The sequence below is a fragment of the Corynebacterium sp. H128 genome, assembly GCF_037482625.1.
Taxonomy (GTDB): domain Bacteria; phylum Actinomycetota; class Actinomycetes; order Mycobacteriales; family Mycobacteriaceae; genus Corynebacterium.
This window is the reverse complement of record NZ_JBBHKW010000006.1, coordinates 133,011-157,749: the sequence shown is the minus strand read 5'-3', so window position 1 is coordinate 157,749 and position 24,739 is coordinate 133,011. Positions and strand designations below refer to the sequence as shown.

The window sequence follows — 24,739 nt, the reverse complement described above, 5'->3', positions numbered from 1 at the left end:
CTTAAGATCAACCAACTCGAGACCATCACCGACGATGTCATCGAAGCCGCCGCCAGCATCCTCGTGATCGGAAATTAATGCCCCCGAGCGATCATAAAAAGCCGCCGCAAAGCGATCAAACCCACAGCTTTCTGCCTGCATTTGCTGCTGTACTTCATCAGCCTGCTGGTCACACACCTTGCCGACCTCTCACTTCGCACTCAGATGCGCCGTGACCTCCTGACTCGGCTTTCCAAGGCTCCACTGGGATGGTTCACGGAAGCGAGTTCAGGAACGGTGCGTAAAGCGATTCAGGATGACACGAAAGTCGTCCACACCGTCCTCGCACATGCCCCAGTAGATCGTCTCAACGCAATTCTCACCCCACTGCTGCTATTCAGCTACGCAGTGTTCATTGATTGGAGACTGGGGCTACTGACCGTAGCGACGGTACCGTTGTTCCTCTTCACCTATTCGCTGACCATGCGTGGTATGGGTGAGAAAACAGCCGAAATGGATGGCAAACTCGCTCAAGTATCAGCAACGATGGTGGAGTTAGCATCCGGCATCAGCGTGGTCAAAGCCTTTGGCCGAGTGGGACAAGCCCATGACCGCTATATCCAAGCAACGAACGAATTCCTTCGTTTTTACCGTGGCTGGTGCCTACCGCTCGTATCAATTAGCGCTGGCGCTATGGCTTGGATCGCCGTACCAGTGGTCAGCTTGGTAAATATGGGGGGAGGCGCATTAATGGTTCACGCGGGCTGGGTGACCCCTGCCGAGGTTATGGCGACCACGCTTATCGCATTGGTCTTGCCCCAAGCAGTCATGACCGTTTCCACTATTTCCTGGAGCTATCAACTCGCAGGATCTTCCGCCGTCCGGCTATGCGAGCTCCTGGACACTCCGCAGCTCACGCGCGTTGAAAGCGACGTCGCTGCACCCAAAGACGATCACCTGGTGGTGGATGATGTCAGCTATACCTACACTCGATCGGACGAGGAAGATTCTCGTGTCGAGGCACTAAGAAACGTCTCATTGGCCCTCGCCCCAGGTACAGTCACAGCATTAATCGGCCCCTCAGGTTCTGGAAAATCAACCCTGGGTTCACTACTGGCTCGCTTCGACGACCCCAGCAGCGGCACCATCAGTTTAGGCGGAGTTGACCTACGCGAACTGACCCAATCCACCTTGTACAGCAAGATTTCCTTTGTCTTGCAGGATGCACAGTTGCTCGCTATGTCAGTAGCCGACAACATCGCTTTAGGTGCCCCTAACGCTTCCCCCGCAGCCATCAGAGCAGCCGCCAAGTCCGCTGCTATCGACGAGTTCATCATGTCCTTACCAGAACAGTACGACACCGTCGTGGGCGCCCAGATCCATCTCTCGGGCGGGCAAGAACAGCGAATAGCCATTGCTCGCGCTCTTTTAAGAAACACCCCAATTCTGCTCCTGGACGAGGCTACTGCCATGGCAGATCCCGAATCCGAAGCTGATATTCAGAAAGCGTTGACCAGACTCGCGCAGGGCAGGACAGTAATCGTGATCGCACACCGGCCGGCTTCAATAGCTGGGGCTGACCAAATCGCGGTATTGCGACGAGGAGAAGTCATAGCCTGCGGCACTCATAGCGAACTCCTGGATGAACCCCATTACGCCACCCTCATTGCCCAAACCAATTCAAACAAGGAAGTCAGATGAGTTCCGCTACAGCCATTAACACACTGTCGCAATACCGAAGGTTGATGTCTCCCGAGGCTTGGCGGCAATTCCGGTTCGGACTGATTCTCGGTGCATTAAATGGCGCTCTCCACGGAGCCAGCCTGATCACACTGGTGCCACTCACCACTTCCCTAGTTACTCAGCAGCCCAGCTACGGGATGTCCTTCCGCGCTTGGCTCATCACCCTAGGTGTCATGGGGCTGAGCGCTGTTGCCATAGACTTCTTAGGCACCAGAACCTCTTACATGGCGGCGCTTCGGATGTTAGACGACATCTACGCTGGTGTCGGCAATAAAGTAGCATCGTTGCCTCTGGGATGGTTTCGGGAGGGTACAGGAGCGCGACTCTCACGCATGGTGAGCCAAGAGATGATGTCCGTCGCTGAATTCGCCGCCCACTACTTCTATGCCCTCCTCGTACAGATCAGCAGCGCCGCGGTCATTATGATCGGCTCTTGGTTCGTAGACTGGCGACTTGGCCTCATGCTTCTCCTCAGCGCACCTCTAATGACGCTATTCCTTTGGCTCGGGCGCGGTTGCTTCCGCCATGGCAGGAAGCGACATGAGCCCACTGAGGACGAGGTGGCAATACGCATTGTCGAATTTGCCAAGTGCCAGCAAGCGCTACGATCCAGCGACCGCGGCACCGACTATGCAGAGTTGGAAGACGCTCTAAAGACCAACGAACGCGTCGGAAGAACTTCAATGTACTGGGAGACTCTGGGCCAGATTCTTTCAGGTTCCATGATCCAGAGCATCGTCGTCGCCATCATTTTGGTGACCGGATTCCTACTCACATCAGGTTCACTGTCAGCAGTAACTGGCATCGGCATCATTGGCATTGCGCTGCGTTTCCACGCCGTTCTGGCATCGATATCCTCGAGCATCGTCGGGCTGGAAGACCGTCGAAGTCAGATCGACAGTTTCAGCACCGTGATGCTTGCTGAAGTCCTGCCAACCCCAACTACAAGTAAGGCGTTGTCCAGCCCCGGGCATGTAGAACTGCGGGAGGTCAGCTTCGGCTATACACCCGAACAACTCGTCCTTAGGGGAGTGAGCCTTGATGTTGCGCCACACTCCATGTGCGCGATCGTTGGGCCGTCAGGATGCGGCAAGACGACGTTACTACGACTGCTGGCTCGCTTTTACGACACGACGGCAGGAAATGTCAGTATCGGCGGCGTGGATGTACGAGATCAAAGCACCGAAGATCTCATGAGTCAGCTATCGATGGTGTTCCAAGACGTCTATCTATTCGATGACACACTTGAAGCCAACATCCGTGTGGGTCGTCCCGACGCCAGCGACGCGGATGTGTATGAAGCAGCTAGGTTGGCTGGCGTCAACGAGATCATCGATAGGCTCCCCCAGGGATGGGCCAGCACCGTAGGCGAGGGCGGACGGGCACTCTCCGGTGGTGAGCGCCAGCGCGTATCCATAGCCCGAGCACTGCTCAAGCAAGCCCCCATTGTGCTATTTGACGAAGCCACCAGCGCCCTTGACGCCGAGAACGAAGCCAACATCATCGCCGCGATGGACAAGCTACGCGAGAATTCCACTCTGATCGTCATTGCCCACAAGCTGGAAACTATTCGTAAGGCGGATATGATCGTCGTCCTCGATCACACAGGTCGCGTCGTCCAGCGTGGAACCCATGAAGAACTGATAACACAACCTGGGCAGTACCAGCGGTTCTGGAACGCACGTTCTCAAGCCAGTGGATGGTCTCTCACACCGACAACCAACTGAACACCCGGCTAAGACGAATTGAATCAATAGGCAATGGCAAAAGCAATAGCCCTTGATCTGTTTGACCAGATCAAGGGCTATTTTTTAGTAGCGGGGGCAGGATTCGAACCTACGACCTCTGGGTTATGAGCCCAGCGAGCTACCGAGCTGCTCCACCCCGCGACGGGCGTAAATCATTTCTGATTTCACCTCACCGTAACTTGATGCTTAACATCATGTCTCGGCGACAGGTGATTACTATACATACCCCCGCCACAATTGACCAATCCGCTGGTCACAGGCCTAACCGCGCGCCCATGCCCCGATCGGCCCCGGTACCACTGGAGGCAGATCACCAAGCAAAGCCGATAGGTTGCCGTCTTCCTCGACTGCTGAGGTCACCGTCTTCACTTTGCCACGCTTATTGTCCTGCTGCGGGGCAAACGGCATGCCGCCCATCGGCATCATCGATCGGCCCATTCCTCCCGCCATAGCCCCAGCTGAACCACTGCCGCCAGCGGCAGGAGTAGTAGCAAATCCAGGGGCCGTCACAGAAGAACTCCCCTTGTTTCCTACCCGTCCCGCGGCACCTCCTAGTGGACCAGCACCAACCGGGGCGATACCGGCGCCAGCACCTCCAACTCCGCTACCTCCAGCGCCCGTGCCAACACCCGCAACCGTTGTCGAGGCCGCGCCGAGATCCGGGTTGAAATTGGCCCCCAGTCCTGCAGGTAGTCCTTGCCCCGCAGCGAGCTTGCCGACGCCACCAGTGCCAAACCCACCGGCCGCATGCTTGCCGACGCCACCAGCAATCCCAGGAACACCAAACTGTCCCACGGGACCCGCATGCCCTCCTCCGACTGGCATCGTGCCAACCCCACCGATGGGATCGACTCCCCCGAACGCGCTAGCTGCTTGAGTTCCAAATTCTCCAAGATTTCCGATACCACCCATACCCAGCTCACCCAACTGATCCAGCTGCTGCATATTTTCAGAAATCTGCCCGAAACTACCTGGCCCAATATCCTTTGGAGAATTCACCAACTCTTGCATCTGCGCAGTTCCGGCGTTGATTTTCGCGACGGGACCGGGGCGCCCATTGCCGTCGATAAGTCCCATTGCAGCTTGGACCTCACCGCCGCCCGCACCGCCCTGCTCCAGCTTCATCAAATTGCGAATCTGAGGCATTGCACTTTCAATTGCAGCTGGGAAAGTACCGCCCATAAACTCCTGCAAGAACGCCTGTTCGGCCGCCTCACGTTCGACAGGATCCTGAATGAACGCAATTGCCAGTTCCGCCATCGAAACATGCATAGCGCTGGCCTCCGCCACCTGCCCCATGTAATTCACGGATGTTGACATTAGACCGGCATTTGTGGAAAATACGTCAGCTGCATCCGCCACTTGAAGAGCCTTCTCCACAGCCGAATTGATGCTGTCAGCTTTGTTGATCTCAGCGATGTCCCAGGCAGTGGTACGAATACTCTCCGCCAACACCGACGCATTCCGGGCCATACTTGACCACGATTCTGCCGAGGCAGCAACCGCTCCCGAATCCGTTCCCGCAAACGCAGCGCTCAACTCCGACAAACTAGCCGGGATCGAAACCGCAGGATGCGGAAAATCGAAGTCCTCGAAGATTTGGTCCGGTCGAGCGGGAAACAGCGTCGACTCCGCACCAACATTTCCGCCCTCATCCGCAATTTGCATGGCGCGCTCCGCCAAATCATCTTGGCTGGTTAGCGACTTTTCCGTGGCCCGCAGACCATCACGCAACCAGGCGACCTGATCTGCATACTTCTGCAAAGTCTGCACAGCCGAACCAACACCACCCTGCACTACAAAGCCATGAGCTGCGCCCATCTGATCGAGGCCAGATACATCGGAATAGGCGGCGGACAGGCCACCTTGATTGCCTGCCTTGTAGATTCCTCGGGCATCACTTGCCAAAGTATCTACGTCATCAACTTGGCGACTCAGCATCTCGGAATCTATCTGAATGTGTGCCATTATTTAACCTTTGCTCTACTTCTGGGTAAATGAACTGAAGATAGGCCAACGACTGATCACACACTTCTGAACTGCTCAGTTTCTTATCTAGGTCTGTAACAGTTACTTCCAACTGGCCTCCAGAAGATTGCGCTACTGAAGAACAATCGTGAATTTGGTCTTCTGCTTCTCGATACTGGTAAACACCAGGCATATTGGCGTTTACCGTGCCTCGTATGACATGCATTTTCCTTTGGATAGTGTCAAAGTCAATAGCATTCATAATCACGGAAACCGACCCAAAAAATCCAGCATCAGGAGCTGTTTGAAAAGTACAAATCTTGTAATCAGCCCCAGGCTCGTTCCCAAATCGCGATCTTTTCCCCAACCCGGCTTCCTTAAATACTTCGTCGGGCAGCTCAGTGCACGGGTCGAAGAGTTTAAAGTTCGGGTCTTTTGGGTCGAAGGTTGCTGGTGTTTGGACGTCGATAGTTGCGGTGTCTGCGCCGCCTGTTTCAGGCTCCCCTGTTGATGAAGACGCAGTGTCCGCAGTTGTTGTGGCGCAACTGGCGAGTGTGAAGCATGTGATTGCGATGGCAGTTGAGAGCTTCTGCTTTGAACGCGCGCGAAGTCGGCGCATGATCCCCCCTAGGAAAATTTGGCTTGTGTCAGGCGTCACTTAGTTCGCATTCTAAATGCAGATGCCCTCATTGTCTTTAGACTGCTGAAGCACCCCAAAAGGTTGCATTGTTTTCAAAATTTTCTCGGCACGAATAGTTCACTTGGACAAAGACGACACAGCACATGGAAAACCCCCGCCGAAGACCGGACCATAATGGTCGAAGGTCTATTGCGGGGGATCTACCGGAACTAGGAGTTACTGCTGTAGTTTTTGGACTTCAGCAACTGCCTTATCCAGCTCGTCAAGGGCCTTGCCGTATTCCTCGTGCGACTTGTCCTTCGCAGCGTTGAGGTTATCGAGTGCCTTGCGGAGGTTCTCCGTTGCTGCAGCGGTATCTGCTGGGGCAGGTGCCGGAGCATTCCCCTCGGCAGGCGCTGGGGCTTCACCTTCGGCTGGCTTCGGATCCTTTGCTTCAAGGTCTTTGGCCTCAGAAAGGTCGCTGGCAGCCCGTGGGTCAATACCTACCTGAGACAGCGCCTCGGCAATCGTCGGGGCATAGCCAACCTTGCCGTCATAGGACACCAGCACTCGCAACAGCTTAGGGAATGCAGACTCTTGGTCCTTGCGCTGCGAATACACCGGCTCAACGTAAAGGATCTTGCCGTTGCCAACTGGAAGCGTCAAGAGGTTGCCGTTGGTAAGCGTGTTGGTTCGCTCCCACAAGGCGCGGTCGCGAGCAATCTGGTCGGAGGACATCATGGTGTCCTGAGCCTGCTTCGGCCCCTGGGTCTGCGTATTCGTTGGCAAGACGCGCACCGTGATCTTGCCGTAACTGTCCGGATTGGAAGACACAGACATGTGCGCCGCCAAGAACTCACGATTCAGCCCTGGGAATGGGGTGATGAGTTGGAAAGACGGCTTACCTGTTTGCGGGTCCGCGGCAATTACGTAGTACGGAGGCTGCTTGAGGTCCTTGCGGTCATCAGGAGCGGTCGGGTCAGAAGGGACGGACCAGAAAGCATCATTGGTGAAGAAGACGCCAGGGTCATCCACGTGGTACTTGGCGATGAGTTCTCGCTGCACCTTGAACATATCCTCTGGGTACCGAAGGTGCTCCATGAGCTCTGGAGAGATCGCGGACTTTGGCTTCACGGTGTTCGGGAAAACGCCCTTCCAGGCTTTAAGCACTGGGTCCTCGGTGTCGAATTCATAAAGCTCCACGGTGCCGTCGTAGGCATCCACGGTAGCCTTAACTGAATTTCGCAGATACGCAGCCTTTTCATCCTGCAACGCTGGTGTCCCATCAGGATTCAAAGCGTCCTTAGTGAGCTGACCAAGCGAAGTGCGCTGGGAGTAAGGCAAGTTCTTCAAGGTGGTGTAGCCATCCACGACCCACTTGATACGGCCGTCGACAACTGTGGGGTACGTGGCGGAGTCAACCTTGAGCCACGGCGCCACCTTTTCCACACGGGTGCGGGGGTCGCGCTCGAAAATAATCTTGGAGTTGTCCCCAATGCGTTCGGACAACACTAGGTTCATTTCTTGGTATCGCAGTGCGAACATGGCGCGGTTGAACATATTGGACACGTCCACCCCGCCTTTGCCGTCGTAGGTGAAGTTGACGCCGTCGGCATCGTATTCCACCGGGTTGCCGGCGGTGCCAACAATGGCGTAATCCATGCTCTGGTGAACATCAGAGATCACTGGACCGTAATAGGTGCGCGGCTGCTCCACCTTGATGCCCATGTCGTTCTTGGCCTCGCGTTGCTGTGCCTGCAAATCAGAGACAGAGTAAAGCGGATAGCCACCACGAGTGGATCCGACATCACGGGCCACTTCATCAACCTGGTTCGCGGGTGCGCCAATAAAACCGTTGCCGTGGGTGTACACGGTATGCCGGTTCAACCAGTCTTTCTGGTTGCCTGAAAGTGCATTCGGGTCAAGCTCTCGAACTGCTACTACGTAGTCGCGCAGCTCACCATCTACCTTGTAGCGGTCAATCGCGAGGGTGTCTGGGAAGCCATAGAAGTTTTTCAGCTGCTGCTGCTGGGTGAACGTGTCAGAGAGCACTTCCGGGTCGAGCAGTCGGATGTTGGACACGGTGGCTTCATCGTCTGCTACCGACTCAGTGTTGCCGCCTTCAACGCCCCAGTTCTCTTGGTAGGTGACCTTGTCATCGGTGAGCCCGTAGGCGTAGCGGGTGGCCTCGATATTGCGGCTGATGGATTCCGATTCCTTTTGGGCACGGTTCGGTCCGACGGAGAATTGCTCCATCATGAGAGGCCATGCGACACCAATCACTATCGACGACAGCAGCATCAACACTGCTGCAAGGACCGGAATGCGCAGGTCCTTGAGAAATACTGCAGAGAAGAACGCCACAGCTACCACAGCTGCGATGATCATCAGGAGGATCTTCGCGGGCAGATAAGCGTGAAGGTCAGTATAGGAACCGCCGGTAAAAGTTCCGTGTTCGTTACCAAGCAGGTCATAGCGATCCAGCCAATAGCCCGCTACTTTCACCAGCATCCACAGGCCGGCAGTGATCGCTAGTTGAGTGCGAGCAGCGTGGGAGACATAGCTCTTCTGCCCCGGCCCACCTGCACGAATACTGCCCAATAGGTAGTGTCCCACCAAGGCGATGAAGAAGCTGATCACAAGCAGGATCGACCATGTGTCCGCGATGATCCGCAGCACGGGAAGGACGAAGGCATAAAAGCCGTAATCCATGCCGAATTCGGGGTCCTTGATGCCAAAGGATTCCCGGTTGAGGAACAGCGAAACCGAACGCCATGCCCCCTGACCCGCGATGCCTGCCAACAGGCCAATGATGAGTGGCAGACCGATCAGGACCTTCTTTAAGGAATCTTCAACCATCTTCCGGTAGCCGTGAATCGGACTGTCCAGATCAAAAGCATCCAACGTGTCTGGGCGGTTTCGAAATGCTAAGAAACCAGCCGTCCACACGAATAACGCCGCAAAAATGAAGAAAATAAAAAACAGCACAACGCGTGTTATTAATACGGTGCTAAAGACCCCTCGATAGTTCACCTCCTGGAACCACATCCAGTCAGTAAGGTACGTAACCACAGCTGGGGCTGCCATGATCAGCACTGTCAGGAGGGCCAAAGCAATGCTGAGTCTCCGGACCGATCGTCTCGCTGGAGGTTGTAGGCTGGTCGCCAATTCCAACTCCTTCTTCCGTTGCAGGTATTCTCCTATACTCTACGGATTTTAAGATGGAATGGAATTCCTCCACTCCCCCACCGCGAAGGCAGCTCATGTACCCAGATGCAGCACTGAACAAGGCCATGCTCGAGGCAGTTGAATTCATCCACGCCGAAGGCTGGGATGCTAACCCCACTTTGTTTGCCCTCGTCCCCGTCGAAAAGCTCGGCTTGCCGGAGGAGGAAGGACCGCTCGCGCTCGTGGTACAAGATGACCTTCCCGGTGCTGTAGAAGATGTGCTCCCCACCATCGTGTGGCCGGAAGAGGTTGAGGGGGTGATCTTGGCCCAAGAAATCAAATTCAGTGATGCTGGCGCCCCGGCGCGTCCAGCACGGCTGTATTCTGGCGTGCTTCGCGGAGAACAAGAACTCACGCTGCTGCAACTGCGCCCCACCGAAGCAGAGCTCGCGGAACCGTTTGCAGAGGACAAGATCGACCTCAGAGGTGGCCCAGACGTAGCGCCAGGTGTGATCGAAGCGCTACGCTACACACTGGACGCTACGTCTGAAGACTACTAATAGGGAAAGTTTGGTTACCGTGCTTGGTCGTAAAGAGCTGGGGCAGCTAACAGCGCATCGTCGCGCGCTCGGAACATTAGGGCTGCTCGTACCGTTGGCGTTGGCCGGCGCGACCGCCTGCGGCAAAGACGAACCCGCCCCTAATCCGGAGACAACGCAACAGGCACCTACCGAGCTCCCGCGCACGAGCACGCCAGCCAGCACCTCAGCTGCCACGTCCACTGCCACGAATGCGGCAACGACGAGTCCAAGTGAAAAGCCGGAAGTATCCTCTGTTGCCAAAGAAGCTTCCAGCGTCCGAAAGGTCGCCGAAATGTACGGATCGCTGGCTCCCGAAGAGTTCTTCAAGATGTTCGAAAACTGCGCACCTAACGGTATTCCAGATTCCAGTGCCTGCACCGGCCCGGACGTTGGACAGTTCCAGTTTTTCAAGGGTGACGCGAAAGCCGCTTCCACCACTCAGCTGCTCACCGAGTTGCGGAGCTCCCGCGTAGTCGAGGACTCTGGGGATCGCATTGTTGGCTGGTCAACCCTGGGCACCACCGCAGTTATCACGGTGGTGGACAACAAGAAGGGGCTGACCATGCAGCAGATGGTCTCTTCCGACAAACAGGATCCGTTGAAAAGAATCTACGAATTAGGCTTGGCAACCCCGGCCGAGACTTCGACGCCTACGCCCACTGCCGAAAACCTCTAATTCGAGCAGGTAGTTACTTCTCCTCCGGAGTTGTATGCCTCAAGCTGTCGGATTGCGTCATCAATCGTCGCAACTTTCAGGACAGTTAAGCCCTCAGCCTGCGACCGCATTGCCTCAGCACAATTGTCCTGCGGGGCTAAGAACACCTCCGCACCAGCCTCTTTCGCGGCGCGGACTTTGTGCTGGATTCCGCCGATGGGGCCGACTTTGCCGGCGGCGTCAATCGTTCCAGTACCTGCGATGAACTTGCCGCCAGTGAGTTCGCCCGGACTGAGCTTATCGACGACAGCAAGCGAAAACATCAGGCCTGCGCTGGGCCCGCCAATATCCTCGAGGTTGTACTCAACCTTGGTGTCATCTGCTGGAACAGAACCCATGGTGATGCCCAGGAAACCAGTCCCTGTGTGCGGGTTCTCCCCCAACTCGATTTCCTTAGTGCCGCCGTCGACAAGCGTGACGCTTACTTTCTCGCCCGGTTTTTTAGCAGACACTAAGCCTCGCAGCTGATCTGGGGAGTGAATTGCGATGCCGTCGATGGCAGCGATGCGTTCGCCTGCGGCCAAGTGGTCTTTGGCGGGCCCATCTGGTGTGACCTCTTTGATTTCTACTACCGTTGGGCGTCCAAGATAGTTGAAGGCGGCGAGCGTCGCGGAGGATTCAGAATCGACGAAGGCCAGCTGGTTTTGCTGGTTGATCTCTTCTTCGGTCATGTCCTGAGGGAAAACTGACTCGATGGGGACAATGGTGTCCTCGCTGAACAGCCATCGGGCTACTGCCTGGCTCAGCGTCATTTGCGTTCTTACGGAAACCGTCGTCATGTTGAGATTGCCGGTAGTTTTATCCACCTCGGCACCAGCGATGTTGACGATCTGTTTTCCGTCGTAATCTGCGAGCGTATTGTATGTGGGCCCTGGACCTTCTGCCGCATATGGCACCGTCAGCGGAATATCCGTAAACGGCACTGTGGGTGCGGAGATGAGATAGGTAAACGCCAGCACAGGGATGGCGCCCCAAATTACGGTCTTGGATCGACGATTCACGCCTTGCAACCTTACCTGCTTCTGGGCTGTTCGCTAACAGCGTCCCGCGGAGAGGGTTTTTTCTCCCAGCTACTGCGGTAGTTTGGTGATTATGAGCGACAATAACAACTTCTTTTTCGGCTTTAACGGCGGCAATTCTGGTGACTCCGGTGGCAACTTCGGAGACTTTTTTAACCAACTTGGACAGATGTTTAGCGGTGGTTTTAACTCGCAGTCTGACGAGCCGGTCAATTATGAATTAGCGCAACGCATAGCTAAGCAGCAGATCGGCAAGGTCGGGGCGGTGAGCCAAAGCGATCTCACAGCCGTCCGTGAATCCGTGCGACTGGCGGATATGTGGCTCGACGACGCTACTGTCCTCCCAACTGCGGAAGGCACGGTTACCGCGTGGAATGCCGAGCAGTGGCTGGAGGCCACCTTGCCAACTTGGAAGCGTTTTGTGTCGCCCGTGGCAGCTCGGATGAATGAAGCACAGCTCGAGCAGCTTCCAGAAGAGGCCCGGCAAATGGTGGGCCCGATGCTACAGATGATGAATTCAATGTCTGGCATGAACTTTGGCATGCAACTCGGGCATGCTTTAGGTGACCTGGCTAAACAAGCTCTCACGGGTTCTGATTTCGGTCTCCCCGTGGTGCCGAGCGGCACGCTTGCGGTTCTACCACTGCAGCTCACCGCAATGGCTAAGGATCTGGAAGTCCCGTCACAGGAAGTGATGGTTTATGTCTGTGCCCGCGAGGCCGCCCGCCAGCGTCTGTTTAAGCATGTGCCGTGGCTGGTGGAGCGCCTGGTTTCCTCAGTTGAGGAATACGCAGCGGGTTTGGTGATAGATACCTCCCACATCGAGGAAGCAATGCGGGAACTGAACCTGGAATCCGGGGATCCTTCCCAGATTCAGGATGCAATGCAGCGTCTACAGAACCTTGACCTTTCGCCTCGCATTACTTCCCGAAATAGCGGCGCCACCAGCCGACTTGAGACGATGCTGGCGTTGGTTGAAGGCTGGGTGGAGCTGGTTGTCACCGAGGCTATGGGCGATCGGGTGCCGAGCACTCGCGCTATGAATGAGGCTTGGCGACGCCGTCGCGCAACCGGAGGCTCCGCCGAGAAGGCCTTCGCCAAGGTGGTAGGCATCGAGTTTTCCGCACCTAAGGTTGCCGAAGCCATGGAGTTGTGGCGACGCGTAGGGATCGCAGTGGGAACTCAGCGCCGCGATGCGATCTGGGATCACCCCGATTTCCTCCCAGTCGCCGAGGATCTAGAAAACTCCGCCGGTTTTATCGACGCCTTGCTTGATGAAGACGAAAACGGCGAGTTCGATCCAATCGCCGAGATCAACGCACTAGAAGAAATGCTGCGGAACCAGTCCGAGCAGGAGGACTCTGACGATGCTGACGGCGAAGGGTCAGATAAATAGCTAGATCTGCCGCGCGAGCGCCTCAAGGTAGCCTTTGGCGCGCTCCGCATGGCGGGCCTTGTCTGCCCACTGCCAAAATTCAGCCGAGTGCCCCGTGCGGATGAACGTGTGCACAAGCTCGTGCACTAGCACCGCATCCAGTACATACGCAGGAACATCTTGTAAGCGGTGCGAAACTCGAATCTCCCCTGTCGCTGCGGTGCACGAAGCCCAGCGACTGTTTTGGTTGGTCACCCAGCGGATCTTGGTGAATCTTGCCTGACCATTCAGGATCTCCTCATTGAGGTGGTGTGCCCGTGTCTCCAGCTCGGAATCTGTCATTGCTGCCGCGGCAAGTTGCAGCTTGTTTTGCAGCTTTGCCACCAGTTGCGCTACTTCATTCTTCTCCTGCTGTGGTGGCATCCCGGCGGGTACTCGCACGACGATCTTGTCACCGACGAGCTTCGCGCTGATCGTGCGTTTACGTTTCGGGGAACGTATTACCTCCACCTCATGTGCCATAACGGGCTATTGTATGGCACATGGGGGGAATGCTAAAGCTAACTTGTGCTGCTCGGATCGTGATTCGCCCCGGGCCGGCACTACAGTTTGGGGTCGACGCGACGAGGTCTGGGATCATTGATTCGATTGCACCGCAACATATCGGGGCCGTGGTGAATACGCTCAATGCCACTCGAGCACCAGTGAGTAGGGATGAACTACAGACGAGGTTGGTGTCCAGCGGGCTGGATGCTACCGCTGCGAGTTCGCTTATTGCGGACTTACTCGCTTTCGGAATCCTTTTGCGCTGCAGCACGGTCGAGCCTCGGGTCGGTGTTCTTGGTCGTGGTGCGCTGGCCTCAGAAATATCAGAGCTGTTGGCACGCAGCGGTTGTACAGTCCGACGTCCGCTCAGAGGCGAGACGGATACCCGCTTCTTGCGAATGTTGCCTCCAGAGGTGCCGCTAGTGGCTGCGGATAAACTAGCGCATTCGCGGGCGTTGGCGCCGGCGGTTCGCAACGGTCACCGGGAGTTCTTTTTGCCTGTTGCGCTTGTCGACGGCATTGGCCTCGTCGGCCCCGTCGCTTCCCATGATTCGGGCCCTTGTCCGCTGTGCGTTGATTTGCATCGAGTTGCAGTAGACCCTTACTGGACACAGCTGCTCACCCAGCTGTCGGTATCTGCGGCAGCACCGTCGCTGGTACTGGTTGCAGCCACCGCGGCACAAGCTGTCGCGCTGGTATTGCAGCACTTAGGGATGCATTCACCTGCCGTCGGCAGTCCGGTAGCGCCACTTGCTCCCGGCCGAACGTTGCAAGTAGATCCGTACCGGACGCACCGAGAGTTCTTTTTGCGCAGTCATGCTGGGTGCCCTTTATGCTTCGAGACGCAGCACCTCAAGCAGGGATTCGCCGAAATTCGCGACCTTGACCGGGCCAATTCCTGAAACGTCTAACAGTTCTTCCTCCGTCTGTGGCTGGGCTTCGGCGATCGCCATCAGGGTGGCATCAGTAAAGACGATATATGCCGGTACCTGTAGCTCTTTCGCGATGTCCAACCGCCACGCACGAAGCTTCTCAAAAAGTCCCTCATCTGCATCGCTCGGGCAGTCTTCGCAGCGACCGAGAACCTTAGCCTGTGGTGTGCTGAGTGGTGTGCCGCAAACGCGGCACCGCTTAGGACGGACGCTGCGGGGCGGGACATCGACGGCTTCGGCGACGATTCCGTCTAGGAACCGGCTTCGTTTACGCGATTGCCGACCGCCTTCCTGTCGCGCCAACGCCCAGGAGCAGTTCAAATGCTCCCGCGCGCGCGTAATCCCGACATAAAACAGCCTGCGTTCTTCTTCGATTTCTGCGTCCCCAGCCTTGATCGCAAAAGAGATCGGCAGCGTGTTTTCCACCAAGCCAACCAGGAATACAGCATCCCATTCCAGTCCCTTCGCCGCGTGGAGAGAGGCTAGCGTAACCCCATCTACCTGCGGTGGAGCTTTGGCTTCCGCGCGGTTCTTCAGCTGAATGAGGATAGCCTGGAGATCGCTATCAGGGGTGGCTGTTCCGAGCTCCTCGATCAGTTCTACGAGCGCAGTGAGCATTTGCCAGCGTTCCCGAGCCTGTGCGCCTTCCGGCTCAGTGGGAGTGAGTCCCAAAGGAGCTAGCGCTGCACGGGCTAGCACAGCCACCCGTGGCCCGATAGCTTCTTCTGGCAGGTCGTCTCGCTGCGCGGTACGAACCAAAGTGGAGATCGCCTGCTTGATCTCTGCGCGCTGGAAGAAGCCATCTCCGCCGCGGACTTGGAATACAATCCCGGCATCTGCCAGTGCGGTTTCAAATACTGCCGACTGCGCATTTATTCGATAGAGCACTGCGATCTCTCGCGCTGAGGTCCCGGCCGCGATGAGCTCCTTGATGCGCTTAGCAACCGCGCGGGCCTCGGCGGTTTCATCTGGATAGGACTTAAATGTCGGCTCGGGGCCGCTCGGACGCATGCCCACGAGCTCGAGCCGTGTCCCCGCTACCCGCCCTTTAGCTTGCCCAATAACTGTGTTGGCTAGCCGCGTTACTTCCGGAGTGGATCGGTAGTCACGCTGCAAGCGCGCCACTGTGGCGTGCGGATACGTCCGCGAAAAGTCCAGCAAGTAGTTCGGAGTTGCCCCGGTAAACGAGTAAATGGTCTGGTTAGCATCACCGACCACGGTGAGATCGTCTCGGTCTCCCAACCAAGCCTGCAGTACCCTTTGTTGGAGCGGGGTCACGTCCTGATACTCATCCACCACGAAGCTGCGGTATTGTGCGCGGAATTCTTCCGCTACCGCCGGCGAATTCTCGATGGCCCCCGCGGTGTGCAGCAGCAGGTCATCAAAGTCCAGCAGCATGCCATTTTCAGTGGCTTTGGCCGCTTCATAGCGCCGATAGACTTCCGCCACTTGTTCCGCGGCGACCGGCGGGGTGCGATGGTGCTGTGGCGCAAGTTCCGCATACTGAGCTGGCGTGATCAAACTGGCCTTCGCCCACTCGATCTCGCCGAGAATATCGCGAACTTGGTCCGTGCTGGATTCGAGCCCCACCGAGCGCACTGCCCGCCCAACCAGTGGAAACTTATTGTCGATCAAAGTCCAACGCAGGGAGCCTGCCACTTGTGGCCAGAAGTATTGCAGTTGCTTCCGCGCTGCTGCGTGAAAGGTGCGCGCTTGGACTGCCCCAATTCCCATCAACGCCAAGCGGTGCCTCATTTCAGTGGCCGCACGGCTGGTAAATGTCACCGCAAGCACCCGATTTTGGCTAACAAAACCTTGGTCGATTAGGTGCGCTATGCGATAGGTAATTGTGCGAGTTTTACCGGTACCTGCACCAGCCAGAATGCACACCGGCCCCCGCGGTGCTGTGGCAGCAGCGCGTTGATCTTCATCGAGCTTGCTCAAATCAATCATGCTTGTTCCTTCTGTGCGCTGATCCAGTTGTCAATAAGCGTTCGGGCGATGGAACCGGGTGGTGAAATCGGCAAGGCGTCAAGATCCTGCAATCCAGCCCACCGCGATTCCGCTAGTTCTTCATCTGGGTCTTGAATCGGTGCTTCGTCTTCCGTGAAGGCATGAAAACCTACCATCAATGACCCGGTCATCGGCCACGATTGTGAACTCAGATATGTCGGTGTTTCTACCCTCCGACCGGTTTCTTCCAGTACCTCACGGGCGAACGCCGCCTCTAGGTTTTCCCCTGGAGAAACATACCCGGCGATCAGGGAAAAGTAGGCGGGTCGCAGCCGGTTTCGCCCGAGTAGAATCTGGTTTCTTCCGCGCAGCTCCACTATGCCAATCACGGCGGGATCGATGCGCGGAAACACCACGCTTCCCTCAGCAGTCGTCGCATGCGTTTCATGCTGATGCAGTGGCCCACCTGTGCGGGGATCGAAGTGGAAGTCCTCACGATGCCGCAGCAGGGCGACGGCGCGCATTACGCGGGCATCATCAGTGAGGTCGCGTATCGACGCCACTCGAGCATCATGCTGGTCGCGCAGGGCTTCTAGTTCTTCTTCACTGACTCGAACAGCGTGGTGTGGCCAGTCAAGGTTGCTGGAGAGATGCGCGAGGGCGGCTGCTGGCAGCCAGAGCGCGGAACCATTGTCGTCGACAAGCGTGCGATAGCGTGGCGTGACAATCAAGGAGGACACGAACTGTCAGGCCGCCTTAGAATACTCGTCGGACGTAGAGCAGGCGGTCGCCTGGCTCCACGATTTCAGCTTCTGGGGCATCGATGCGGTACAGCTCGCCAGAGCGCACCACACCGAGAACGATGTCTGCTAGGTGACGAGGATTGGCACCAACTTCGTCCTCCCCCACCAGGCGCTCGGCGATGGAGAACCCTTCGTCTGGGGAGAGCAAGTCCTCCATCATTTCCACCACTGAAGGGGTCACGGTGGCTAGCCCGAGGAGGCGGCCGGCTGTCTCAGAGGAAATCACCACGGAATCCGCACCGGACTGCCGCAGGAGGTGCATATTTTCTGACTCTCGCACACTCGCGACAATCATGGCGCTCGGTGCGATCTCACGCACGGACAAGGTGACCAGAACAGCGGTGTCGTCCAGGTTTGGTGCAACTACCACGGCTTTGGCCCTAGTAACACCTGCAAGTTTCAGCACATCAGACTTGGTGGCCGAACCTTGAACGGTGGCTAGGCCCTGGTTGGAGGCAAGTTCGAGCGCATGCAGATCATTGTCGATGACCACGATCTGACTAGCCGGGGTGCCGTCAGCGAGCAAGGCTGCGACGGCGGAGCGACCCTTGGTGCCGAATCCGATGACTACAGTGTGATTGCGCAAGCGCTTCCTCCAGCGTTGAATTTGCAAGGCCCGTCGAGATTCCTCGGTGAGCACGGACAAGGTCGTGCCGACCAAGAGGATCAGGAAGGCGATCCGAAGTGGGGTGATAATGATGATATTGATGAGACGAGCGTGCTGCGTCACCGGCGTAATGTCACCGTATCCCGTGGTGGACATTGATACCGCTGAGTAATACACGGCATCGATGAACGTCAGATGCTCTGTATAGCCACCTTCATCAAAGTACGCGAGTAGCGCAACAAGAGTCATGAGCAATGTGGCGTAGACGAACCGACGGATGATCAACGCCCACGGACTGGCATAACTACCGCCCGGAATCCGGACAATGTTAGTCAGGGCGTGATCCGGAAGATCGTTGAGTTCCATGTCACCGCGGAACTGTTCTCCGATCCGTTTTCGCATCCCTAGCTCCCGCCTTCTCATCTTCGTTGGTGACGTGCTCAGCTCATCGGCTGCAATAGCTGCGCCAATTCACTAGCGACAGGTAGTCTACCTGGCTCATAAGAAAATCCTGCCCCTACGTAGTAAAAGGCTGCGCGAATTTCCGATGGGTCCACTTGCCTACCGAGTCGCATAGAAAGCAGTTCGGCCCACGCAAGACGGTACACAGCAAGCTGGATACTGGCCGAACGTAGTTCCGCCCCAGCGGGAGGCTTGCCGGTCTTCCAGTCAACGACCATCCAGCCAGAATCTTCTTCTTCGCCTTCGTGAAATATCGCGTCCATCCGTCCCCGCACTACGTGAGCACCGATACTGACTTCAAATGGTTGCTCAACATATGCTGGTGTCCGGTCGGCCCATTCGGAGGCAAGGAACGCTTCTTTGAGTTTGATTACAGCTGCGTCGCTGACTAGCTCCTCGCCCATCCCCGGCAACTGTTCCTCATCCAGGAGTGAAGTAGCGCCGAAGCGCTGCTCGAGCCATTCGTGGAATGCCGTGCCTCGCTTGGCAAAGGAATTTGGTTTGAATGGCACTGGACGGATGCTGCGACGTGCAAAAAACTCAGGGTTCGCGGAAAGCGCCACCATGTCGGTCGCCGTCAATTCCGCAAGTACGGGGACCTCGATGTGTGTAGCGCTGAGTCTGTCTTGCTCTTGGATGAGCGCGGTGACATCGGTTTCCCATTGTTTACTAAGCTCACTGTCTGCGCTGCGATCCGGCAGCCCGGTTTCGATTGCAGCCCTGACGCGGGCAGCGCCATCGGCCACTGCTTGTCGACGCCCGCCGAGCGCATCCACCGGGAAGATCCCGGACTCGGGAGCTACTGCCTCTTGGGATTCACTGAAGTCTTCCTCCCAATAGTCGACGGATTCTGGCAGTGCTTCCTTAATGTTGAGCAGATGCTGATAGGGGGCATTTTGGTTGTATTCCTTACTTGCCCAGTTATAGGACGCAGACACATAGAGGTTCTGCTGACTGCGTGTGATCGCCACATAGAACAGCCGCGTCGCTTCGGCTTCTTCGTTGCGCCGAAATTCTGCTTTGTGCTCAGCGATAGCCTGATCGAGTTCCTTGATTTCTTCGATACCTGCAATGTCTAATACTGGTGCACCGGAAAGGTCATCGGCTGCGCGGGCATCGCCACGCAGTGTGGATGGGATCTTGGTGATGTCGCCCAGCCATGTCTTCACGGAATATCCTTTAGCGGTTTCGTCGACATAGGTGCGATTATCAGCGTGGACTACGGCAACGTGCTGCCACTCCAAGCCCTTTGACTTGTGAACGGTAAGCAACTGCACGCGCTCGGATCTCACGCTGACTTCCCCAGGTTCCAAGCCATCTTCCTCTGCCACTGCCAGATCAAAATAGTCTAGGAGTCCTCGCAGTGTTGCTCCTGGGGTGCTTTCAAACGCGGCTACTTCTGCGGCAAAGGCATCTAGGTGAACAGTTCCGATCGCACCATCTGCCTGTGGGTCTTGTCTGGCAAGTACTTCTGTCCGGACCCCCATGACTGTTTCGATGTCGGAAAAGAGATCACTGAGCCCACGGCTGATGCTGTGTGTACGCAGGTGCCGGAGCGCTGCCGCCAGTTCTCGGAGCCGTTGGTATCCCGAGTCGGAGTACTTTTCGGATTCCCCGAGGTCTGCAATGGCGTCGGTCAGCCCGACGGATACGGCGGGATCGGGACTTTCGGCATTTGCAACGATCCATTTAAGTTTGGCCAGCGGGTCGTGGGGTTCCTCGCCAGCATTGTCCTTGGTTCGTCCCCCTAGATTCCTGGCACGCTTGTGCAGCGCAATCAGATCGTTGGAGCCGAGCTGCATCGCCGGTCCGGCAAGGATACGCAGCGCTGCTTCATTGTCTTGGGGATTGATTAGCATCTTGGCGATGCAGATGAGATCTTGCACTTCCGGAACTGTCAGCAGACCAGAGAGTCCCACCACTTCAACTGGGACTTCCCGCTCTCGGAGAGCTGCAACCATGGGGGCAATATGCTTCTTCTTCCGCACGAGCACCGCACCAGTGAACTCATCAGTACGCGGCCCGTGAAATGCCTCGGCCAGATTGTTTGCTACCCAATCAACCTCTTGCCGCGCGTTAGCAAACCATGCAAGCTTCACTTGGCCCTCACCACGAGCAGCTAGAGCTGCAAGAGGCTGGACGGGGCGCTTACTTCCGTGGGCTTTGAAAGCAGCATCGGCAACCACATTGGCTGCTGTGAGCACTTTCGATGGGTTTCGGAACGATAGCGTCAATTCTGCTTTAGGGGCCTCTCCGGACACTGCGCCTTCCGGAGTAACCTGCGGAAAATCATCGACAAACCGTGCAAGGTTCGCTGCAGTAGCCCCACGCCAACCATAAATGGATTGCATGGGATCTCCCACGGCATTGACGGTTAAGCTCGGATCGTGCCCTCCGAACAAGCTTCGCAGCAGAACACGTTGGGCGTGGGAAGTGTCTTGGTATTCATCCAGCATGACCACACCAAATTTCGCGCGTTCGCGCTGTCCTACCTCAGGATGCAGGGAGGCCACTCGAGCAGCCAAGGACATCTGCTCGCCGAAGGTGATCACGTTCCGCGCGGCAAGCTCCTGCTTCAAGATCTGAACGAGTGGCAGGAACTGCAGCCTCCGCGACTGCGGGTCTAAGAACTTACTGCGTGCTGCAGTGCGTTTTGCTGGTTTACCTTTGGCATCAACCGCGTCGTCGAACGCGCTTAGAAAGGCGTTCGACTCTTCTACGATATCTGTGAGAGTCACCATGTGATTATCGATTTCCGCAGTTAGATCAAGCAGATTCTTGGTGACATTTCTTAGCTGATTCGTCTCGCTAAGTTCCCCGCGGTAATTGCTTACAACTTCTCGTGCGATGCTAAAGAGCTCGGTGTTAGTGATCAATCGTGCCGAGGGCTCGACGGGGAGCAAAAGACCGTACTCTCCTACGATGCGACCTGCGTAGGAGTCATAAGTAGAAACCGTGGGGTTGATGTTTTCGAGCAGTTTGAGCAACTGCAGCGTCGGGTCAACGTCACGGGCCTGCGGGGACATAGCAAAAGAAGTCAGCCGGTCTCGAATGCGTTTGCGCAGTTCTTGGGCTGCCTTACGGGTGAATGTCAATCCCAGTACCCGTTCCGGTTCTACGAAGCCGTTAGCAACGAGCCACACCACGCGATTCGCCATTGTTTCGGTCTTACCTGCTCCAGCGCCGGCGACGACGAGCATCGGCCCAGGTGCCGCCCCAATGACCTCTTCTTGTTGTGGAGTCGGAGGGAACTTCTGTTGTTGAGCGATAGCTAGGTCCGCAGGAGAAATTCGGGAGTTAAACATTAGTCAGGGCCTGTCCTTCCGCCCTAGCGGGGCACATCGACTTCAGTGTGCAAAGATCGCAATGCTTATTTTGAGTGGCCAAGAATTCGGGCCCGATCAGTGACACAACGACATCAGGCAACAAACGCGCAAATTCCGCTAACTGTTCTGCGCTCTTGGGGTCTTGCATCATCTCCTTCACTTTCACAGTGGGAGAAGCAGGATAAACCAGCAGCCCGCCACCAAGCCGACTCGGGTCTGGCTGCTGTCCAGAGGTTGTCACTTGCCCCTCATTCCAAGAACCACAGGCTAGGGCGAGTTGATATGCAAATAGTTGCGGGTGAGTTTTGACCTCTTCCCCGGATACCGACGTCTTGCCAGTTTTAAGATCCACTACCAGGAATTCCTCGGCAGAGTTTCGTTCAAGCCGATCCATACGGCCCGCGATATGCACCGGAGTTCCGTCATCCAGCTGCGCTACCGGCACGTTTACTGTCACTTCTGCCCCGAGGAGCGAGCGTCCCTCCACCCAATCCAGTGTGCGGGTTACTACTCGGTGCCAATCTGCGGTTTCGGCATCTTGCTTCCAGCTGGGAAACTCAGTGTTAGCGGCATAGGCTTCGTCGAGAATTTGTTCTATCTCAGTGCGACTAACTCCACAGGCAGCGGCTTCTGCGCCTGCATGCAGGAGTATGCCTTTGAAGAGGTAAATCGGACTGTCATCGTCCTCCCCGTAGCTACTCAAGGCCGCGCGAAGCGGACACAGCAGTGCGGTCTCGATTTTCGAGGGAGATATTCGCACGTGGTCTTGAATTTTCAGCACAGTCTCGGTTTCTGATGGCGCTGCCAATCCCCACCAGTGATCGGGATGCGCACCATACAGCCCAGCCTTTGCTAGCCTTGCCAGCTGGCGGGCGGCCTCTGCTTTGAGCCCCGCAGCTGCATCCGCAGATTCAAGCACGCGACGAAGTTCCGCAATGACGCTGCTGCGAGAGAGCACCCGCGGAAATGCAGAGGTATCTTTCGTCGCCGTGGCATCTCCGGGAACTAATTCAGGTGCACCATCGAATCCGACCTGTACATCGAGCTCTTCCCCAAGTTCTTCAAGAAAGCGCGATGGCTCATCGACTTCATCTGAATCGGGGGAAATCACGGCGGTTACCAGCAATTGCGCGGTAGCACGCGAACACGCCATCCGGAACAATCGACGTTCTTCGGAAACTTTCTCAGCGGTGCGAGAGGTAATCAGGTTGGGGTCGATGCCACGGTCATGCAGCTCAATGAGGTCCTCTTGTCCAAAGAGAGACCCTGTTTCTGCAAGTGCCGGCCACGATCCTTCTTGCACGTTAGCGACCACTACGATTGGCCAGTTCCGGCCGATCGTGGCGTGAGCCGTCAACAATGCCACTGCCTCAGGTGCAAAGCCGCGGCGATCACGCGCACCGGTGGGAAGCTCTTGCTCGGCGATATGAGACACAAATCTGTTCAATGAGGCGGCTGGAGTTCGCTCAACGAAGTCACCTGCGGCGTCGAAAAGCGCCATCACAGCATTGAGGTCGAGATCAGCCTGGCTGCCTGCTGCGCCGCCTCTCAGAGAAGCATTCATGAGCCGATCCGATAGCTCGGTGGCATCCCATACTTCCCAAAGTACTAGTTCTACCGAAGCGCCCTGCTTGGTGGCTGCGATACCTGCCGTCAGGACGCGGTGCAGCCGGTCGAAGATCTCTTGCTCTCTATCTGTCAGAAATGAGCGGAATTCCTCGGGCATCGGCTCGGAGGTAGTCAGCGCCGCTCGCAGCACGTCACTAGCGCGACGGATTCCGCCCCGCTTCATTTCCGCCTGACGTAGCCCGCGCAAGAGGCGCCGTAATGTAACTGAGTCCGCACCGCCGATGGGTCCGAGCACTAGCTCCTCCAGCTCAGACTGGGTGAGTTCATCAGAAACCGCCTTGAGCGCGAGCAACAGGCTGGAGACAAGACGTTGCTCCGCCAAGACCACATCGGTGGGCTGCAATGTAACGGGGACGCCAGCTGCCAACAATGCTCTACGCAAACCAGCCACAGCGCCGCTCGTTCGCACGACAACCGCCATATCGCGCCACGGCACGCCGTCTATAAGGTGAGCTCGTCGCAGTCGGTTCGCGATTACAGCAAGCTCAGTCGCAGGGGTCTCGGCGTAACGAATGCTCGTAGTCGGCACATAGAATCGGCGTGAAAGACGGATCTCGTGATCAATCTCCCACTGCTGTAATGATGCGGGTGAAGCTCCTCGAAAATGAAAGACGGCATGCTCAGGATTTCCTGCTAAGAGTGAGAACCGAGCAGAGGCACTGAATTTCTCCACTAGTTTCGCTGACTCTGGATCTAAGTTTTGAGCATCGTCAACGATGATGCTCTCTATCCGACTTTGCTGCTCCAGCAGAAACTCTTGATCTGCCTCCAGATGCGCTAGCGCCGCTGCAACCAGCTCCGATGCGTTATAGAGTTGGGCTCCGGAGAGCTGAGTAAGCTGCTCATACTCCTGGAGGAAAGCTCCTGCCGCTACCCACATCGGCCGGTTGTGGATGGCACCAAGGCTCTGTAGATCAGAGGGACCGAGTCCGCGTTCTTGAGCTCGAAGCAGGAAATCACGCAACTGGCGCGCAAAACCGACCATCAAAAGGGCGTCCCGCACATTTTCTGGCCAATAACTCTCCGCCTGCTCAGCTTGGATTTGGAGAAGCTCCTGAATAAGGACATCCTGCTGAGCGCCGGTTATAAGGCGTGGGCTTCGCCCTAATGCCGCATCTTCTTGCCCTTCCGCAGTGCCAAGCCGTGCGCTCCGCACCAATGCGAAAGCAAAGGAGTGCACAGACCGCACCAGTGGCGCTTCGGAGGCATACCCGATTCGTGGTAGTTCTAGCGCTAATTCGCGACGTAGGATTGCGCCGGATTCCTTAGAAGTAGCCAGTACTAAGATCCGCGCTGGATCAACACCAGCTTTAATTCGCGCCAGCACCGTATCAATCACCAATGACGTCACGCCGGAGCCAGCGGTGCCGGTGACCCGCCACCGACCGGGTTTTTCAGTTTGTGCAGCCGTGAGCAATCCTCGCGCCGGTTCTGACCATGTCCGCGACGCTGCAGTCGCCTCTGGCGCAGGGACCAGCTTTACTTCCAGCTTTTCCGGTGGTGCGAACCGGGCGGAAGGCACGAAATCTGTCATGCCACCATTGTGGCAGAGCAGTCGGACATCAC

Annotated in this window: 16 protein-coding genes and 1 tRNA gene; 6 read left to right on the top strand and 11 right to left on the bottom strand. The window is 56.6% G+C overall.

What is annotated here, in order from left to right; genetic code table 11:
• The first annotated feature begins 141 nt into the window (after positions 1-141).
• Positions 142-1,680 carry an ABC transporter ATP-binding protein gene (locus WG915_RS07355; protein ID WP_339564727.1) on the top strand — a complete coding sequence of 513 codons (1,539 nt, stop codon included), beginning with the start codon at positions 142-144 and terminating at the stop codon, positions 1,678-1,680.
• Positions 1,677-3,449: an ABC transporter ATP-binding protein gene (locus WG915_RS07350; protein ID WP_339564726.1), complete on the top strand. Its 1,773-nt coding sequence runs from the start codon at positions 1,677-1,679 to the stop codon at positions 3,447-3,449. Before WG915_RS07355 ends, WG915_RS07350 begins: the two co-directional genes overlap by 4 nt.
• Positions 3,450-3,537: 88 nt before the next feature.
• Here the strand turns inward: WG915_RS07350 and WG915_RS07345 are convergent.
• The 4 genes from WG915_RS07345 to WG915_RS07330 form a co-directional block, all read right to left on the bottom strand.
• A tRNA-Met gene (locus WG915_RS07345) sits at positions 3,538-3,611 on the bottom strand.
• 120 nt (positions 3,612-3,731) lie between these two features.
• Positions 3,732-5,438, bottom strand: a complete 1,707-nt coding sequence (locus tag WG915_RS07340) for a hypothetical protein (RefSeq protein ID WP_339564725.1) — start codon at positions 5,436-5,438, stop codon at positions 3,732-3,734.
• A complete protein-coding gene (locus WG915_RS07335) occupies positions 5,392-6,057 on the bottom strand; it encodes a DUF3558 domain-containing protein (RefSeq protein ID WP_339564724.1) in 666 nt (221 codons plus the stop codon). The genes WG915_RS07340 and WG915_RS07335 overlap by 47 nt, the downstream gene beginning before the upstream one ends.
• 237 nt (positions 6,058-6,294) lie before the next feature.
• Positions 6,295-9,225 carry a UPF0182 family protein gene (locus tag WG915_RS07330; RefSeq protein ID WP_339564723.1) on the bottom strand — a complete coding sequence of 977 codons (2,931 nt, stop codon included), beginning with the start codon at positions 9,223-9,225 and terminating at the stop codon, positions 6,295-6,297.
• Between the two features lie 95 nt (positions 9,226-9,320).
• Here WG915_RS07330 and WG915_RS07325 point away from each other — a divergent pair, with 95 nt between their 5' ends.
• Positions 9,321-9,785, top strand: a complete 465-nt coding sequence (locus WG915_RS07325) for a PPA1309 family protein (RefSeq protein WP_339564722.1) — start codon at positions 9,321-9,323, stop codon at positions 9,783-9,785.
• A gap of 19 nt (positions 9,786-9,804) precedes the next feature.
• Positions 9,805-10,482, top strand: a complete 678-nt coding sequence (locus WG915_RS07320; RefSeq protein ID WP_339564721.1) for a hypothetical protein — start codon at positions 9,805-9,807, stop codon at positions 10,480-10,482.
• Here the strand turns inward: WG915_RS07320 and WG915_RS07315 are convergent.
• Positions 10,479-11,522, bottom strand: a complete 1,044-nt coding sequence (locus tag WG915_RS07315) for a YlbL family protein (RefSeq protein ID WP_339564720.1) — start codon at positions 11,520-11,522, stop codon at positions 10,479-10,481. The two genes, WG915_RS07320 and WG915_RS07315, sit on opposite strands and share 4 nt — an antisense overlap.
• A gap of 91 nt (positions 11,523-11,613) precedes the next feature.
• Between WG915_RS07315 and WG915_RS07310 the strand changes: the two genes are divergently transcribed.
• Positions 11,614-12,936, top strand: coding sequence for a zinc-dependent metalloprotease (locus tag WG915_RS07310; RefSeq protein WP_339564719.1), 1,323 nt, complete (start codon positions 11,614-11,616; stop codon positions 12,934-12,936).
• On the opposite strand, the gene WG915_RS07305 is transcribed toward WG915_RS07310, so the two are convergent.
• Positions 12,937-13,437: a M48 metallopeptidase family protein gene (locus WG915_RS07305; protein ID WP_339564718.1), complete on the bottom strand. Its 501-nt coding sequence runs from the start codon at positions 13,435-13,437 to the stop codon at positions 12,937-12,939.
• Between the two features lie 29 nt (positions 13,438-13,466).
• Here WG915_RS07305 and WG915_RS07300 point away from each other — a divergent pair, with 29 nt between their 5' ends.
• Complete coding sequence (locus tag WG915_RS07300; protein ID WP_339564717.1) at positions 13,467-14,363, top strand: hypothetical protein; 897 nt, start codon at positions 13,467-13,469, stop codon at positions 14,361-14,363.
• Here the strand turns inward: WG915_RS07300 and WG915_RS07295 are convergent.
• From WG915_RS07295 to WG915_RS07275, 5 genes are read right to left on the bottom strand one after another with little or no spacing between them, the layout of a single operon-like run.
• The gene (locus tag WG915_RS07295) at positions 14,292-16,346 is read right to left on the bottom strand and encodes an ATP-dependent DNA helicase UvrD2 (protein ID WP_339564716.1); all 2,055 of its coding nucleotides are present in this window, start codon (positions 16,344-16,346) and stop codon (positions 14,292-14,294) included. The two genes, WG915_RS07300 and WG915_RS07295, sit on opposite strands and share 72 nt — an antisense overlap.
• Positions 16,343-17,086 carry an NAD(+) diphosphatase gene (locus WG915_RS07290; RefSeq protein ID WP_339564715.1) on the bottom strand — a complete coding sequence of 248 codons (744 nt, stop codon included), beginning with the start codon at positions 17,084-17,086 and terminating at the stop codon, positions 16,343-16,345. Before WG915_RS07290 ends, WG915_RS07295 begins: the two co-directional genes overlap by 4 nt.
• 16 nt (positions 17,087-17,102) lie before the next feature.
• Positions 17,103-18,158, bottom strand: coding sequence for a potassium channel family protein (locus WG915_RS07285; protein WP_339564714.1), 1,056 nt, complete (start codon positions 18,156-18,158; stop codon positions 17,103-17,105).
• A 38-nt stretch (positions 18,159-18,196) separates the two neighbouring features.
• A complete protein-coding gene (locus tag WG915_RS07280; protein WP_339564713.1) occupies positions 18,197-21,523 on the bottom strand; it encodes a UvrD-helicase domain-containing protein in 3,327 nt (1,108 codons plus the stop codon).
• Positions 21,516-24,707: an ATP-dependent DNA helicase gene (locus WG915_RS07275; protein ID WP_339564712.1), complete on the bottom strand. Its 3,192-nt coding sequence runs from the start codon at positions 24,705-24,707 to the stop codon at positions 21,516-21,518. Before WG915_RS07275 ends, WG915_RS07280 begins: the two co-directional genes overlap by 8 nt.
• Positions 24,708-24,739: the final 32 nt, after the last annotated feature.

What these genes read in the sequence shown, in the direction of transcription:
- WG915_RS07300 (WP_339564717.1), top strand. Translation starts at nt 13,467, where the DNA reads ATGCTAAAGCTAACTTGTGCTGCTCGGATCGTGATTCGCCCCGGGCCG.
- WG915_RS07295 (WP_339564716.1), bottom strand. Translation starts at nt 16,346, where the DNA reads ATGATTGATTTGAGCAAGCTCGATGAAGATCAACGCGCTGCTGCCACA.
- WG915_RS07310 (WP_339564719.1), top strand. Translation starts at nt 11,614, where the DNA reads ATGAGCGACAATAACAACTTCTTTTTCGGCTTTAACGGCGGCAATTCT.
- WG915_RS07305 (WP_339564718.1), bottom strand. Translation starts at nt 13,437, where the DNA reads ATGGCACATGAGGTGGAGGTAATACGTTCCCCGAAACGTAAACGCACG.
- WG915_RS07285 (WP_339564714.1), bottom strand. Translation starts at nt 18,158, where the DNA reads ATGCGAAAACGGATCGGAGAACAGTTCCGCGGTGACATGGAACTCAAC.
- WG915_RS07350 (WP_339564726.1), top strand. Translation starts at nt 1,677, where the DNA reads ATGAGTTCCGCTACAGCCATTAACACACTGTCGCAATACCGAAGGTTG.
- WG915_RS07275 (WP_339564712.1), bottom strand. Translation starts at nt 24,707, where the DNA reads ATGACAGATTTCGTGCCTTCCGCCCGGTTCGCACCACCGGAAAAGCTG.
- WG915_RS07325 (WP_339564722.1), top strand. Translation starts at nt 9,321, where the DNA reads ATGTACCCAGATGCAGCACTGAACAAGGCCATGCTCGAGGCAGTTGAA.
- WG915_RS07340 (WP_339564725.1), bottom strand. Translation starts at nt 5,438, where the DNA reads ATGGCACACATTCAGATAGATTCCGAGATGCTGAGTCGCCAAGTTGAT.
- WG915_RS07335 (WP_339564724.1), bottom strand. Translation starts at nt 6,057, where the DNA reads ATGCGCCGACTTCGCGCGCGTTCAAAGCAGAAGCTCTCAACTGCCATC.
- WG915_RS07280 (WP_339564713.1), bottom strand. Translation starts at nt 21,523, where the DNA reads ATGTTTAACTCCCGAATTTCTCCTGCGGACCTAGCTATCGCTCAACAA.